The 15,702-nt window shown below is 52.6% G+C and carries 9 protein-coding genes; 4 read left to right on the top strand and 5 right to left on the bottom strand.

All coding sequences use genetic code 11. The features are described 5' to 3' along the window. The 5 genes from ACLUXO_RS07750 to ACLUXO_RS07730 form a co-directional block, all read right to left on the bottom strand. Positions 1 to 822, bottom strand: an 822-nt coding sequence (locus ACLUXO_RS07750; protein ID WP_412137063.1) for an amino acid--tRNA ligase-related protein, incomplete at its 3' end; no start/stop codon positions are given. A 61-nt stretch (positions 823 to 883) separates the two neighbouring features. After that, positions 884 to 1,378, bottom strand: a complete 495-nt coding sequence (locus tag ACLUXO_RS07745; RefSeq protein ID WP_412137062.1) for a hypothetical protein — start codon at positions 1,376 to 1,378, stop codon at positions 884 to 886. Beyond that, positions 1,371 to 4,163, bottom strand: coding sequence for a helicase C-terminal domain-containing protein (locus ACLUXO_RS07740; RefSeq protein WP_412137061.1), 2,793 nt, complete (start codon positions 4,161 to 4,163; stop codon positions 1,371 to 1,373). Before ACLUXO_RS07740 ends, ACLUXO_RS07745 begins: the two co-directional genes overlap by 8 nt. A gap of 28 nt (positions 4,164 to 4,191) precedes the next feature. Beyond that, positions 4,192 to 7,875: a helicase-exonuclease AddAB subunit AddA gene (gene addA, locus ACLUXO_RS07735; protein ID WP_412137060.1), complete on the bottom strand. Its 3,684-nt coding sequence runs from the start codon at positions 7,873 to 7,875 to the stop codon at positions 4,192 to 4,194. 26 nt (positions 7,876 to 7,901) lie between these two features. Continuing rightward, positions 7,902 to 11,444 (bottom strand): PD-(D/E)XK nuclease family protein, encoded by a 3,543-nt coding sequence (locus tag ACLUXO_RS07730; RefSeq protein WP_412137059.1) that lies wholly within the window; start codon positions 11,442 to 11,444, stop codon positions 7,902 to 7,904. A gap of 133 nt (positions 11,445 to 11,577) precedes the next feature. On the opposite strand from ACLUXO_RS07730, the gene mvk reads away from it, so the two are divergent. The 4 genes from mvk to fni all read left to right on the top strand — a co-directional run bounded on the left by mvk (position 11,578) and on the right by fni (position 15,700). Then, a complete protein-coding gene (gene mvk, locus ACLUXO_RS07725; RefSeq protein WP_412137058.1) occupies positions 11,578 to 12,489 on the top strand; it encodes a mevalonate kinase in 912 nt (303 codons plus the stop codon). Between the two features lie 55 nt (positions 12,490 to 12,544). Then, positions 12,545 to 13,504, top strand: a complete 960-nt coding sequence (gene mvaD / locus ACLUXO_RS07720) for a diphosphomevalonate decarboxylase (protein WP_412137057.1) — start codon at positions 12,545 to 12,547, stop codon at positions 13,502 to 13,504. A gap of 77 nt (positions 13,505 to 13,581) precedes the next feature. Next, the gene (locus tag ACLUXO_RS07715; RefSeq protein ID WP_412137056.1) at positions 13,582 to 14,664 is read left to right on the top strand and encodes a phosphomevalonate kinase; all 1,083 of its coding nucleotides are present in this window, start codon (positions 13,582 to 13,584) and stop codon (positions 14,662 to 14,664) included. Positions 14,665 to 14,674: 10 nt separating this feature from the next. Further along, entirely contained in the window at positions 14,675 to 15,700 is a 1,026-nt protein-coding gene (fni, locus tag ACLUXO_RS07710; protein WP_412137055.1) for a type 2 isopentenyl-diphosphate Delta-isomerase, read from the top strand. Positions 15,701 to 15,702 lie beyond the last annotated feature (2 nt).

Here is a 15,702-nt window from a genome sequence, read left to right as displayed (position 1 = left end):
TTCAGCGGCTGGGCGCAATTTGTCTAAGTCCCGGCCCAGGATGCTTAATTCGTATTCGCAGTGCTTTAAAACCTGGCCAACCACGTAAGACAGGAAACGTTCCTGCAGGTCCAGGGATTCATCTTGGTGCATCCAGGCCATTTCCGGTTCCATCATCCAGAATTCAGTCAAGTGCCGGCGAGTCTTGGAAGCTTCCGCCCGGAAGGTTGGCCCGAAGGTAAAGATCTTGCCGAAGGCTTCTGCCCCGACTTCCCCGTAAAGCTGGCCGGATTGTGACAGGTAAGCATCGTGGTCGAAGTAGTCGATGTGGAAGAGTTCCGTGGTCCCTTCTGGTGCTGAGTGCATCAACAGCGGGGCGTCAAACTTCACGAAGCCTTCGTTTTCAAAGAAGTCGACTGTAGCCTTGAAGATCCGGTTTCTGATCTGCATGATGGCGAATGGCCGCCGGCTTCTCAGCCAGAGGTGACGGTGGTCCAAGAGGAAGTCAATCCCGTGTTCCTTGTTGGTGATCGGGTAGCCTTCGTTGTTTGAGACAACTTCCAAGTCGCTGATCTGGATTTCGTAGCCGAAGTGAGACCGGGCGTCTTCATGGATGGTCCCAGTGAGGTAGAAGCTTGCTTCCTGACGCAGGCCCTTGGCTGCTTCAAAAACTTCCTCACTGACATCGTTCTTGCGGACAACGCCTTGGAAGAAGGCCGTACCGTCTCTTAATTGCAGGAAGACGATCTTCCCGCTGGACCGCTTGTCGGTCAGCCAGACGTGCATTCTGACTTCTTCGTCAACGTGCTTGGCTGATTCTCTGATTGAAATCAATTCTGTCATTCTTTTAATTCCACCTTATTTTTATAACTCTATCCATGATAGCAGATTTTTGCCTGATCTTCTATAACTTATCGACCAGAGACAGGAGTTGGCCATCCTTGAACCTGTAGATGGCATAGCAGTAGCTGCCATCTGCGTTGACTGCCGTGACTTCCCAGACGGCCTGCTTTTGATACCAGCCCAGGTTGACTTCCTTGATGGTCTTTTTTGGGTAAGACTTCTGGAAACTGGATTTGACCGTGCTTTCGCTGACGCCGTCATTAGCTGAATAATAGTAGGCCTTATGTTTACCCGGCAGGTAGATGAAGTAAGCCGCCTTACCCTTACTGGTTTTCCCGCTGGCTGAATATGACTTGACGCCCCGGCTCAAATGGTAGTACTTGTCAATTTGCTTCATGGAAGTCTGCTTGACCAGCCTGGCGACTTTCTCTTTCTGCTGACTGTACGGCTTGGCTGCCTTAGCGACAACCGCCACTGTTCCCGCGTAAAGCAAAAACAGGAAGAAGACCAGCCAGGCCAGATACTGCAAGACATTTTTGACTCTTTCGTTAAGCATTTTTCCTCTCGAACTTCAACTTCTTTTTTAACTCACTCGCTTTAACCTTTTGCACCGGAGCCGGCAGGCTGGACCTAAAGGCCGGGCCATAGCTCTTGGTCCAGATCCGGGGATCCAGGATCAAAAACTGCCCATGATCATCCTCGCCCCGGATCAAGCGGCCGCATCCCTGCCGCAGGCGGAGAACCGCCCGGGGCAAAGAGTCCTCTTGAAAGACATCCCAGCCTCTTTGAGCCAGGTAGTGCTGCCTGAGGCTAACCTCCGGCAGGTCCGGGGACTCAAATGGCAGGCGGGTCGCGATAACCAGGTCAATCCCGCAATTGTGGAAGTCCACCCCTTCCCAGAAGCTGTCCGCCCCCAGCAAGATTGACCGTTCAGCGATGACAAAGCGGCGGGTGATCCGCTCATTTGACCCCGTCAAGCCCTGGGCCAGAAGCTCATAGTCCTTAACCCGGGGATCATTCAGCAGTTCAAAGTAGAGCTGCTTGATCAAGTCCAGGTTGGTAAACAGGCACAAAACGTGCTTTTGCCCGCTTAAGTCCTTGGTCAGGATATTTTTTAATTCTTCCAAAAAACGCGGACTGTCTGGTTCCGGCTGCCCCTCGTCCATGGCCAAAATCTCCAGATGGTCAGCCATGGGGAAGCTGGCCTTGCCCTTGTAGCAAGAGACACCCAAATTTGGCAGAGCCAGGACCTGCTTGGCAAAGGCAAAATTGCCGTCATTAGTTATTGTCGCACTGATCATGCTGATATGGTCAAAGCGGTCGTAAATTTTATGCAATTCTTCAGAACTGTCCAGGCTGAGCCAGTGGAGGTTGCTGCTGAGAGCATCTTCGGGATTGGTCACGTTGACCACGAAGCCCAAATGATCCAAGAGCGGCTGGTTCAAGAGGTCAGCCAGCTGGTAGCTCTTTTCCGTGTAGAATTCCAGCAGGTCGACCTGGTCATTCAATTCTTCCAGCAAAGATTCCTCATCAGTTAAAAAGCGGTCCTTTTCCTGTTCCAGCAAGTAGCGGATCTGGTTGGTATGGATCCGGACCTGCTCCAATTGCTGCTGGAACTGTCTAAGAAGTGGCCGGAACTGAGAGTTTTCCGGGAAGAGATCCTGGCCCTGGATGGTCAGCTGCAGGCTCTTGTTGGGCAAAACAACCTGGCTGATCGCCTGCCCCTTGTGCTGGTAGAGATACTTTTGCATACGGTTCAAGCTGTGAATCAAGTCCAGGCTTTCCTGGTCTAAGAGGTCCAGCATAAACTGCAGCTGGACATTTTCCTCGCTTTGTCTGAGCAGGTTATTGTCCGTAAAGTAGAGCAAATTGCGCAGGTGGCTGATGCTGCCCCAAATTGCTTCCAGGCGCAGGGAGTCCGTCCGGGCCGTCTGCAGGTTTTCGCTGAAGCGGTGGGCTTCGTCAATTACCAGGTAAGGATTCTGCCCCCAGATGGAGTCCATGTAGTGGTTGACCAGGTAGGCGTGGTTAGTCACCAAAATGTTGGCCTGCTCCTGCCGGCGGCGGGCCAGGTTCCAGAAGTCAACGCTGGCAAACTGGCTGGCCACCCGGGCATCCCCGGGGTGCTTAAGCTGGTTAAAAATCGGCAGCTGCTGGCTGGTCAGCTGCAATTCATCCATGTCCCCGGTTGTCGTTTCTGTCAGCCAGACCAAGATCTGCATCTGTAAGAGCAAGGTCGCCTTGTTTGGCGAATTCTGGTAGAGAGTCTGGGCAAAACCGTCTAAATCCAGGTAGTGGCTGCTGGACTTGACCATTTCCGCGTTCAAGCCCAGACCCGTAACCCGCAGGAGCTGGGGAATTTCCTGGTCCAGGAGCTGCTGCTGGAGGACCTTGGTCGGCGTGGCAATCACTAATTTTTTACCAGAGTAAAGCTGATAGGCGTAGGCAAAAAGGTAGGCAAAAGTCTTCCCTGTCCCGTTTGGTGCTTCAGCCAGCATGACCCTTTGCCCGGCATCTTCGACAAAGTCGTGCAAGCGGTCGATTAAATCCACTTGGGCTTGCCGGTAATTGATCTTGCCTTTAAAAAGCTTGCGTTTGTCCGCATCTTTAACTGGAAAATGCCCATTTTCCCCATGTTCAACCGCCGGAATCTCCTGCCTCTTTAAGACCAGGTTGCGGACCTGCATCTTGTCTTTGGGCAGCTTGCGCCTGCTTTGCCGGGACTGGTCAGCAATCACCTTGATCACGTCCCCTGTGTCCCGGATAAGGCCACTGGCCAAAGAGCCCAGAACATTCAAAGTTGCCTGGGGCAAAGAAGCCAGCTTGTCGATGATCTTCAAGAGCAAGACGGCTGTCCCATAGGCGTCAGAATCCGCCTTGTGGGGGTTGGCGTGCTTGATCTCCAGACTGGCCGTCAAGTCCCGCAACTTGTAAGAAGGCAGGGTCGGAAAGGCGATCTTGGCCAGTTCAACCGTGTCAACCGCCTTGCAGGTCAAGGCCTCAAAGCCGGCATTGGTCAATTCGTAGTTCAAGAAAGGAAAGTCGAAATTGACATTATGGGCCACGAAAACCGTATCCTGCAGGATCTCGCGGATCTTCGGGGCATAGTGCTTGAAATCAGCCTGGCCAGCCACCATCTTCTGGTCGATCCCGGTCAAATTGGTCACGGCCAGGGGAATTTCCCGGTGGGGGTTCATCATGAAGGAATAAGTTTTAACCACTTCACCATCTTTGACTATGGCGCAGCCAAACTGGATGATCCGGTCCCCCTCTTCCTTGCGCGTCCCGGTCGTTTCCAAGTCAACGACCGCGAAGCTTTCGCCGGCAAAAAAATCCGCCATTTTCCGCTCCTTTCACTCCTAAAAACTTCTAATCAACTTCAACAATTTCCCGGCAGCTCAAAAGCACCAGGTACTTTTTCAAAACAGGCAGCCGGCCAGATTCATTCAAGGCCCGCTCATAAAGGCGGAGCTGGCCCTGGTACTTCTCTTTCAGCTTCTGAATTGCTTCCTCCTGCTTATGCGGGTTCACGTGGTCAGTCTTGTAGTCAAATAAAATGATACCATTCTCCGCTTCATAATAGCCATCGATTGTCCCGTGAACCAAAATTTCTCCTGGAAAATCGCTGAAATCCTTAAATAAAGTCTTCGGCGACAAGATAGTAGCAAAATTTTCCTCCCGGTGGAGGCGGTCAGGCTGCTGGTAAAAGTCTTTGGCAAAGTCGCTCTTGACAAACCAGGACAAGGCTTCCCGGTCCAGCTTGCTGGCCAAGGTCTGGCTCAGCCGGCCCTTTTCCACCAGGCCGGCAATGCAGCTGTCAATGGCATCCTTGTCGCCTTTGGCATAGTCATAATACTGCAAGACCAGGTGGCTGGCTGTCCCCAGTTCAGCTGAGCTGACCGTATTTTGGAAGAGGAAGTCAGGTTCAGTATCGATCGGCTGCAGGTAGCGGTTGGCTGACTGCAGTTCCGAAATGTGGGAGTCAGCCAGTTCGTCTTCGACCGGGTCGCCAAAAGCCTTCTTGATTTCAGACACCGCCTGGTAGGCCGTGGTCCGGCTGGCATCCAAGTAAGGATAGCCGCCCTGGCTGAAGGCATAGAGCTTTTCTGCCTGCTTAAAGACGGCTGCTTCATCTTCCGTCAAGTCCGCTCCGCTGGCCGCCACGGCCTCACTATCCGGCAATTGGGCCTGGTCTTTCTTGGGGTCAAAGTGGACAAAGACCAGACTGCCTTCTTGGCCTATCGCCAGGTCGCTGACGGCTTTTTCACCCAGCCGCTTCACCTGCTTGGCGCGGGCTAAAGCCGGGGCCAAAAAGTCCAGGGGCTTGGCTACCTTCATCTTATCCAAAAGGGGCAGGCGGCCAGCAGAAATTTCCTTAGCCCACTTCTCTTCCAAGCCCGCCAGATCGGTTTTGGCCGGCAGCTTGATATTGGCCGCCAAAATCAGCTTCTGCTTGGCCCGGGTCAAAGCCACGTAAAGCAGGCGGGCTTCTTCTTCCAGCAGCTTCTGCTTTTTGGCAATCTTCAGCCAGGCATTAGCCAAAGTATCTGCCCGGTATTCCGCTTCATCAAAGGGATAGGCAAAGGACAAACCCAGGCCGCTGGCATCTAAAACATAGCTGCCGGTAATGTCTTGCTGGTAATTGTAGCGATGCTCCAGGCCCAAGACAAAGACAACCGGGAATTCCAGCCCCTTTGAGGCATGGATGGTCATCAGCTTGACTGAGTTATCGGCATTTTCGCTCAAGATCGGCTGGGCCAAGTCCTTTTGGTTCTTCCGCATCCTGGCAATAAAGTTGATGAACTGGTAAAGGTCCTTGAAACCCGAACTTTCGTAGGCGCTGGCTCTTTCGTACAAGGCAGTCAAGTTGAGCCGGCGCTGCTGGCCGTTAGTCATGGCCGTCACGATTTCCAAAAAGCTGGTCCGCTCGTAAATGGTCCAAAGCAGTTCTGAAATCCGGTGGCTCAAGGAAAAGTCGCGCAGGTCCTGCAATTGGGCCAAAAAGTCCCGGCAGCGGGCAGCCAGATCTGTATCCTTTTTAGCATAAGTTCTTAAAGCCGCGTAGAAGCTGACGCTCTTGTTGACCAGGCGGATTTCCGCCAAATCTGAACTGGAGAAGTTAAAAATTGGAGACCGCAAAACCGCCACCAGGGGAATATCCTGGTCCGGGTTGTCGATGATCTTTAAATAGGACATGATGACCGTCAATTCAAAGGTCTGGAAGTAGTTCTGGACATCCATGACAAAGAGCGGGACCCCGTAGCGGTCAAATTCCTGCTTGATGTCCAGGTTGCTGGTCTTGGACCGGGTTAAGATGGCGATGTCCCCATAGCTGACCGGCCGGGTCTGCCCGCTTTTCGGGTCAAAAATTGGCGTCTGATCAGCGATCAGCTTCTGGATCCGGCTGATGACCATGGCTAAATCGCCCTGGTTCAATTCCCCGTCATCTTCTGTTGCAGATGAATCTTCCTGGTAGAGGACTTCTGTTTCAGTCGGCAGGGCCGCCTCTGGGTCATAGCCGGCCGCGAATTTCAGCTGCCCTTCTTTTTGGTAGTCAATCCCACCGAAGTCCTTGGTCAGGAGGCTGTCAAAGATCAAGTTGACAGCTTGGGTGACCGGCTGGCTGGAGCGGAAGTTTTCGGCAAAAATAATCCGCTGCTTGCCAGCCGAATTTTCCTGGCCATATTCATCATACTTGGCGATAAACAGGCTGGGTTCCGCCTGGCGGAAGCCGTAGATTGACTGCTTGACGTCCCCGACCATGAAGAGGTTGTTCTTCCCGGCTTTTTTCAGCCGCTGGATCAAGCCGTCCTGCAGGGCGTTGGTGTCCTGGTATTCATCAACCATGATTTCCTTGAAGCGGTTTTGGTAGTAGGCCCGGGCCAGGTCAGAGTTTGAACTGTCCTGGGTCAGAATTTCATAGGCCAACTGCTCCATGTCGCTGAAGTCCAGGACCCGGTCAGCCCGCTTCAATTCGTTAAAGCGGTCAATAAAGGCCAGTTCGACTTCCGCTGCCGCGGAGGCGATTTCTGCCCCCTTGGCTAAGAGGGCCTGCTGGTCAGCATTGCTGCTTGCGTAAAAACTGGTATAGACATTGAAGACCAGCTGCTTGCCAGCTTCTTTAACCTCCTTTGCCTCCGCGACAAAGTCGGCAATCTCCTTGTTAGTCCGCAGGGTCCCGTCAAACTGGCAGGCCGCCAGCAGCTCTCTTTGCCGGTCAAAGGGATCATCTGTGGCCAGACTCTCCCGGTAGCTGGCCAGACTGCTGGCAAAAGCCGTAAAAGCTGGCTGGTACTTGGCAAACTTTTCATGGTCAAAGTCGGCTTCGGCCATCAAAGCCGTCAGCTTGTCCGCCAGATTGGAAAATTCTTCCTCCAGGTAAGGCTTGATTTTCTCCTGCCAGAGGGCGCTGTCAACGACGTCGCTGGTCTCCAGCTGGTAAGGGGCAGCCAGCTTTTGCAGCCAAGCCCGGTAGTTGGGCCGGGCCATGGCAAACTGGTATAAATCCAAAAGCAAATCTCTGGCTGAATTGGCGTTGCTGTCGCCGGCAAAGGCATCATAGAGGGCCAGGAAACGGTCTTTTTTCGCTTGGTCCGCATTTTGCAGGTAGCCGTTTTCGACATCCCTCAAGGCTCTTTCCTTTAAAAGCTCAATCTGGGTGGCGTCAGTCAAAATGCTGAAGTCCGGGTCAATATCGATCGCGAAGTAAAAGCGGCGGATGACGTCCAAACAGAAAGAGTCGATCGTGGAAATAATCGCGGAATCGATCTCAGCCAGCTGCCGGCGCAAAAAGTCGGCCTGGCTGGCATCTGTTTCTTCTTGCAGGCGGTCCTGCAGGCGCTGCTTGATCCGCTGCTTCATTTCACTGGCCGCCGCCCGAGTGAAGGTGATGACCAGGAGCTGGTTAACCTCCAAGTGGTCGTCCATGATTTCCCGGATGACCCTTTCAACCAAAACACTGGTTTTGCCTGAGCCGGCAGAGGCTGAAACCAAAAGGTCCTGCCCCCGGCTTTCAATGGCCCTGGCCTGGTCTGGTGTATATTTTACAGCCATGCTATTTCCTTTCTATGTACCATTCCTTATCCCCTCTGCCGCAGCCGCTTTTCTACCAAGGCCAGCAGATCTGCCTTTTTAAGGCTTGGCAGGTCCCGGTAAGAGTTAGTTGGCAGCTGCTGGTCAAAGTAGAAGATATCCTTGTAGTCGCTATAAGCCAGGCCGGTATTCTTGCCTTGCCGGAAAGGATTCAAGGCAATCTGCCCGCTCAAAATCTCGCTGGCCGCGTCCTCAATCAAGGCTTCGACGTATTCCAGCAGCTCCCGCATCTCATCTTGGCTGAAGAAGTTGTCTTTTTTGCCAAAGCCCCCGCTCTTGTTCAGTTTGAGGCCCCGGTAAACCGGACTGCTTGCCTTTTTCTCAAGGACTTTGTCGACTTCCTGGTACCAGGCTGGCTCACTGACAAAGACCCCGGACAATTTCAACTTGTCTTCCCCGCCCAAAAGGCTCTCTTTCAGCTGCAGCTTGCTGTCAAACAAGGCCCCGGTTGATGAGGAGGAGTTGACGGAATTCAGCTTCCGGGTGACATATTGGTAAAAGGCCCCCAGGAGGTCAAACTGCCGCCCGCCGGCCAGGAGGTCCCGGTTCTTCTCCAGAACGTCCAAATAGGCGATCATCTGCAAGTCCACCCCGCTGGCAAAACGGGCCAGGTTGAAGCTGTGGTCGGAAGACTTGTAGTCGATCAGCTGGCCTAAAACGTGCTGGTCCCCATTAAAGAGGTCGACCCGGTCGATCTTGCCCCGGAGGCTGATCTTCCGCTGGCCGGCAAACTTCTTCAAAGGCAAGACCAGGCCGGCCAGCTTTTCAGCCGGGCCAAAGGCCAGTTCCCCGTAAGTAGCCCGCATCTTGTTTTCCTGCTGCTTGCGCCGGTAGCTTTGGGCCACTTTACTGGTCGTCTTGTCAAAGGCCTTGAAAAGATATTTATTAAAAGGATCACGCAAGAACTGCTGGTAGAGGGGTTCTTGCAGGATCTCGCTTCTGACTTGCTTGAGCAAAAGCTCCAGGTCCAGCTCGCTGAGCTTGTCAATTTCGATATTTTTCTTTTGCATTTCCTTAAGCAAAAGCTCAAAGGTCCGGTGGAAGTAGTTACCGGACTGGATGGCATTCAGCTCATTTTCTGCCCGGGGCCGCAGGCGGAGGCCATAGTTAAGGAAGTATTCAAAAGAATTCTGGTAGTAGCTTTCCAGCTGGGAGACCGATGACAGAAGGTCTTTACCGTACAGGCGCTCAGCCAGGTCTTCTGAAATGTCTTGCGGGTTATTGTCATAAGCCATCCCTTCCGCGATTTCTTCAGCCTTTTCTTCCTCATACTGCCGGCTGAGTTCGACCAGCTTGGCCACCAGCGGGCTTTGGGCAGAATTTTCTTCCGCATAGGCCAGATAGCCTAAGCTGGCCCTTGGACTGGTCAAAAAGAGCAAAAGCTGGCGGGCAAATTCGGTCCGGTCTTTTTCAGCGGTATCTGGCAGGTCCCTTTGCCGGTATTCCCGGCCGTTAACCAGCTTCAGCAGGCGCTTGTAGTAAATGGATGGATCCAGCAGGTCATTATTGGAATTGATCACCGGATAGGAGATGTAGACCCGGTCAGAGGCCAGGGCCAGGGCATTGCCGAATTGGTATTCCTGGTCCAGGTTGCGCAGTTGCTGGCTGTCTTCCAGGTAGGCCTCCTGGTCAAAAAAGTCTGCCAGGCTGGCCAGGTTTTCCGTAGTCAAAAAGTTGGGCTGGTCGCTGATTTGCGGCAGGCTGCCATTGGCTGCTCCGATGATGAAGACCTGCTTGTAGCCGCTTGTTTGCACCATCCCGTATTCTGACAAGGTGACAGCGTCCAGGCTGGCCGGAATCGTCGCGAAATTGGCCTGGGAAAAGGCTGCCGTCAACATCTTAAAGAAGTCAGCCCAGGCAAAGTTTTCCGGGTTGACCAAGAGATAGTCTTTCAAAAGAGACAAAAGCAGATTCCAGCACTGCTCCGGCTGCTGGGCCTGCTGCAGGTCTCCGCTCTCGCTGGCCTTTAAGCGCCAGGCTTCCAGGCGGGCGCTGACCCCGTTTTTGACCAAGAAGTCAAAAAAGAACTTGACGGCGGTCATGCTGTCTTTTTCACTCTTCAGCTGGCGGGCAAGCCGGGAGATCTTGCTGACAAAAAAGTCCCGCAGCTTGTCCAAGCGGTCCAGCCGCTTTTGGTACTGTTCTTGGTCCAGGGCGATGACCTGGGCTTTGGTAAAGTCCTTAAGGGGCTTTTGCCAAAGGCTGTACTTGATTCCGTGGGCCAGGGCAAAGTTTTCCAGCTGGTCGACGTCGCGCAAATACGCGGCTTCCCCGGCTTCTGCATCCCCTTCCAAATACCAGTCAGGGATCAAGAGGCGGGTCTTCATGATGCTCAAAAGTGCTGGCGTGTCTCCTGCCTGCTGGAGAAGCTTGCCCAAATTTTCCAGCAAAAGCACCAAGGGGTGGTACTTCATCTGCTGCTGCAGGTCGTCAAAGAAGGGAATCTGGTTTTGCCGCAAAATCGGAGCCAGGTAAGTTTCATACTCCTGCAAATTCGGGGCCAGGACCAAAAAGTCCCGGTACTGGCAGCCCTTTAAAGCCACCTCGTCATAGATGGTCCGGGCCACGAAATATGCTTCAGCGTAGCGGGAATCTGCCTTAACCAGCTGGAGGTTATTTAAATCCGGCTGGCCCTGGCCCTGCCAGGCCTGGTTCAAGTCCCTGGCCGGACTGGCTGGACTGGCGATTTTTTCTCTTTCCCAGGCAAAGTCATGGGCGGAAAAGTAGCCGGTCAAGTCCTTGATCGTCTTCTGAACCACGTAATCGTATTCCCCGGCGGCCGGCTCAATCACACTGCCATCAGCGGTCTTGAAGGCGAAGGTCATCTCGCTGGCAAAAGCTGCCAGCAGCTGCATGGTCATTTTTTCCTGAATGGAAAAATGGGAGAAATCAGTCACGTAGAAGCTGGCTTGGCTGACCAGGTCCGGCCGGCTGGCCAAAAGCTGGTTCAGCTGGATGTTCAGTTCATCCTTGGTGGCGAAGTGCTTTTCACTGACGATTTCTAAAAAGTCCTGGTAGATCAAGTCCAGGTCGTGCAGCTTGTCCCTGGTCTCATTATCCAGGTCCAAGGCCACCGCCGGGTCAGCTGCCCGCTCCAAAAGATTGCCCAGGTCCAGCTGGCCGGTATGAACCTGCAGGATCGTGCTGTAGACCTGCTTAATCATGCCGGAATTGGCGTGGGAATTTTTGAAAAGCAGCAGTTCATCTCTGCGCTTGTCGATGATCTGCTCCAAAATCATGGTCGCGGCCGCGTCATCCAGGCTTTCTGGCATGAGCAGGTCGGCCTTTTTAAAGAAAAACCAGGCCAGGCGGGAGAAGGACAAGACGTGCAGGTTCTTGACGCTGGTCTCTTCCCGCCCTTGAAGTTGGGCGACTTTGCCTATTGCGGCAACTTCTGTGTTAAACTTGATATGGTTTGGAACAATAATAAAGGTATCTTTGCCGGGCTGGGCCAGATAATTGCGGGCAGCCCGGCTGATGATCTCAGTTTGCAGGGGATCGGACTGTCTGCCGGTTATAATTTTGATCATTGCTTCCACTCCTTTGTTGACTGATCGGTCAATCTAAATTTTATCAATCTCTTTCCTTTTTGGGAACTGATTGCCATTGATTCTAAGCAAACGTTAACCGAACTAACAAACTAATTTTTTGAGGTGATTCTTTTTGCAGACTTCATGTACTGCTCATGGAAAAGTAATTTTGATCGGCGAGCATTCCGTTGTTTACGGCTATGACGCCCTGGCTATGCCAATTCAGGCCCTGCACATCAAGACGACCATCAGTGATTATGCCGGCCCGGTCTGGATGGACACCAAGCTCTACCAGGGTCCTTTTTTTGACGCGCCTGCTGACTATAACGGCCTTAAGTATGTCGTCAAGGAGCTTTTGGCCAGAAGCGGGAAAAGTCCCCAGATCAAGCTTACCTATACCGGGGAAATTCCCATGGAGCGCGGACTTGGCTCCTCAGCTACCGTCGCTTACGGTACTACCGTGGCCTTGAGCCAATACCTGGGTTTGAAGTTAAGTGTAAGTGAAGTTATGGACATCACCAACCAGGCAGAAACGATCAACCACGGCAAGGCTTCCGGCCTGGACGCGGCCACGGTCAATTCCGATTACCTGGTCTTTTTTAATAAGCAAAAGGGCGTAAAAAAGCTCTCCTCAAAATTAGGTGCCAGCCTTTTGATCATGGACACGGGCGATTTGGGTAATACCAGAGAAGCCGTCACTATGGTCGCCAAGCTTTTAAATGAGTCACCTGACGCGCAAGTTAGAATGCGCAAGCTGGGACAACTGGCTGACGAAGTCAAAGCTGCCTGGCTTGAGCAAGACCCGGAGAGTGTTGGTAAATTCTTCAATGAGGCCCAGGAGCTTTTAGCTTCCTTTAACTTGTCGACAAGCAAGATCGACCGGATCTGCCAGATTGCTGATAAAGGCGGGGCTTTAGGTTGCAAGTTGTCCGGCGGCGGCCTGGGCGGAATCGTCATCGCCCTTTGCAAGGATGCCGCTTCCTGCGAAGAGATTGCCCAGGCTTGCCAGGCAGAAATCAGTAACTACTGGATTGAAGAGATTTAATTTTTGCCCAAAAATTATTAAAAACAGAATTACACAGTAAAGGAATGTGAAACAGATGAGTAAAACTGCCCGCGCCCATACCAATATCGCCTTGATCAAGTACTGGGGCAAGAAGGATGCCAAATTGCGCCTGCCGCTCATGTCCAGCCTGTCCATGACCCTGGATGCCTTCTACAGCGACACCAAAATCTCAGACAGCGAGCAAATGTCTTTTAAATTAAACGGCCAAGCCGTTTCCGGTCCGGCTGCTGACCGCGTTTTCGCCTACCTCCGGGCCATGCAGGACCGCTTCGGGCTTAAAGGAAATTTGGCGGTTGAATCGGTCAACCAGGTGCCAACCGCGGCTGGCCTGGCCTCTTCCAGTTCAGCCTTCGCCGCCATGGCAGCGGCTTTTGCCGACCACTACCAGTTAGGCGTTGACCGGCGGGAATTGTCCAGAATGGCCCGGATGGGATCGGGCTCAGCTTCAAGATCTGTTTTCGGCGGTTTTTCCGTCTGGCAAAAAGGCGATAGTGACCAGACTTCTTACGCCTACCCGCTGGACGAAGAGCCGGACATGGACTTGCGCCTTTTGGCTGTTGAAATCAACGACCAGGAAAAGAAGATTTCTTCAACCAAGGGGATGGAAATGAGCAAGAGCTCCCCCTTCTACCAGGTCTGGCTGGACAGAAATGACAGTGAGATCAAGGAGATGGAAGAAGCGATTAAGCAGGCTGACTTTAGCAAATTAGGTTCTCTGGCTGAATTAAATGCCAGTGAGATGCATGCTTTAACCTTCACCGCTGTCCCCGGCTTTACCTATTTTGAGCCGAATACCATCAAGGCCATCAAGCTGGTCCAGGACCTGCGCCAGCAAGGGCTGGAGTGCTACTACACCATTGACGCCGGCCCGAACGTCAAGGTCCTCTGCCAGGGGAAAAATTCTAAAGATATTATTAATTGCTTTGAGTCCTCCTTTGATCGTGTTAAGATTATTGAGGCAGGTTTTGGTCCAGGAGTCACTCTGTTGGACTAAAGCTTATTTAATTGTCTATAATGTCTTAGGACGTAATATAAAAAGAAAAAATTAAAAGAATAAGAGGAAGAGTTTTTTTGATTACTGAAAAAGCACCAGGCAAACTTTACATTGCCGGGGAATATGCTGTCTTGGAACAAGATTGTCCAGCCATTCTGGTCGCCCTTGACCAATACGTCAGGGTCTCAATCAAGCCAAGCAGCAGCGATACCGGTTTGATTCACTCCAAGCAATACTCCCAGGACTCTATTCACTGGGTCAGACGGGGGTCAAAGATGGTGATCGACAACCGGGATAATCCATTTGAATACATTCTGTCCGCAATTTCTTTCACTGAAAGATACTGCCTGGAACAGAATGTAAAGATGGACGTTTACGACTTGTTTGTCAATTCTGACCTGGATTCCGCAGATGGCAAGAAGTATGGCCTGGGTTCTTCAGCCGCGGTCACGGTCGCGACGGTCAAGGCAATCTTGCGCTTTTACGGTGTCCAGGCAAGCAAGGACCTGATTTACAAGCTCTCCACAATTTCTCACTACTCAGTCCAAGGCAACGGCAGCGCTGGCGATATCGCGGCCAGCGTCTACGGCGGCTGGATCGCCTACCAGACCTTCAACAAGCTCTGGCTGAAAGAAGAACTGGCAAGCAAGTCCCTGTCAGCGGTGGTCGGTGAAGCCTGGCCAGGTCTGAAGATCCAGCAGCTGGTTCCGCCGAAGGGCATGGAGCTCTTGATTGGCTGGAGCCAGCAGCCGGCTTCAACTTCCCGCCTGGTTGACAAGACTAACGCCAACAAGAACAACCTGCGGACTGAGTACGCCAAGTTTTTGGCAGACTCACGCAAGTGCGTTTTGCAGATGATCCGCGGTTTTGAAGAAGCAAACATCGCTTTGATTCAAAAGCAGATCGGCATCAACCGCCGCTTGCTGCAGCATTTTGCCGCTATCAACAATATTGCTATCGAAATTCCCCGCTTGACTGAGCTGATCGAAATCGCCAACAAGTTTGGCGGCGCGGCCAAGACCAGCGGCGCGGGCAACGGCGACTGCGGCATCGTCATCGTCAACAAGGACACCGATATTGACCGCCTCCGCAAGGAATGGGTCAAGAACAACATCCTGCCCCTGGAATTTCACATTCACCAATCTGAATTAACTTACTAAGAGCATTGCGATGTCACAAAGATCTATAAGAAAAGAAGAACATCTGGCTTTGACACAGATGTTTTTTAATGCCCAAAAAACGAATTCCTTTGACCAGGTCCACCTGCTCCGCCCGGCCCTGCCTGAAAGCCAGGTTGACCCAAGCGCCGTCAAGACGACCTGGTTTGGCAAAGAGTTAGCCGCCCCTTTCTTCATCAACGCGATGACTGGCGGGTCGGAAAAATCCAGGCAGATCAACCGGCAGCTGGGTGAAATTGCCAATAAGCAGCAAATTGCCCTGGCCTTGGGTTCAGCCAGCATCTTGACCAAGGAAGAGGACCAGCTGGAGTCTTTTTACGTAGCTAGAGAAGCCAATCCAGACGGCCTCTTGTTTGCTAATGTTAATCCTTTGACTCCAGCTAAAGCAGCTGCCAAGATCGTCAAGGATCTGCAAGCAGATGCCCTGCAGATCCACCTTAACGTGGCCCAGGAGATCCCCATGCCTGAAGGCGACCGGGACTTTGTCTGGCTGGACCGGATGCTGGAGATTAAAGAAGCAGCTGGCGTGCCAGTCATCGTCAAGGAAGTCGGCAGCGGCCTGGATCCAGTCAGTCTGCAAAAATTGCAGGCTGCTGGCTTTAGCTGGTTCGATATCGGGGGAGCTGGCGGCACCAATTTTGCCCAAATCGAAAACTCCCGCAATCCCCACCCTATGGCGTATTTGAACGACTGCGGCCTGCCAACGGCCCTGGCTACCCTTTTAGCGGCGCCTTTGACCAAGCAGCTGATCGTCTCTGGCGGGGTCAGAAATCCGCTGGACGTCTTCAAGGGACTGGCCCTGGGCGGCAAATTTGTCGGCGTGGCCAACCACTTCCTCCACACCCTTTTAAATGAGGGCCAGGATGGCCTGGATGAAGAAATCGGCCGCTGGAAGGAAGAACTGGCCTACCTTTTTGCCTTATATGGGCAAGGCTGTCTGCCAGTCAAGCAGCCATATTACTTAGACTTGGAACTGAAGAATCAGTTTGACCAGCTTAAACAATATGCTGGCAAATAAAG

The sequence above is a fragment of the Lactobacillus delbrueckii subsp. bulgaricus genome (genome assembly GCF_046938665.1).
Classification (GTDB): domain Bacteria; phylum Bacillota; class Bacilli; order Lactobacillales; family Lactobacillaceae; genus Lactobacillus; species Lactobacillus delbrueckii_C.
Note: the sequence above shows the minus strand (reverse complement) of the source record. Positions and strands in the feature narration are given on the sequence as shown.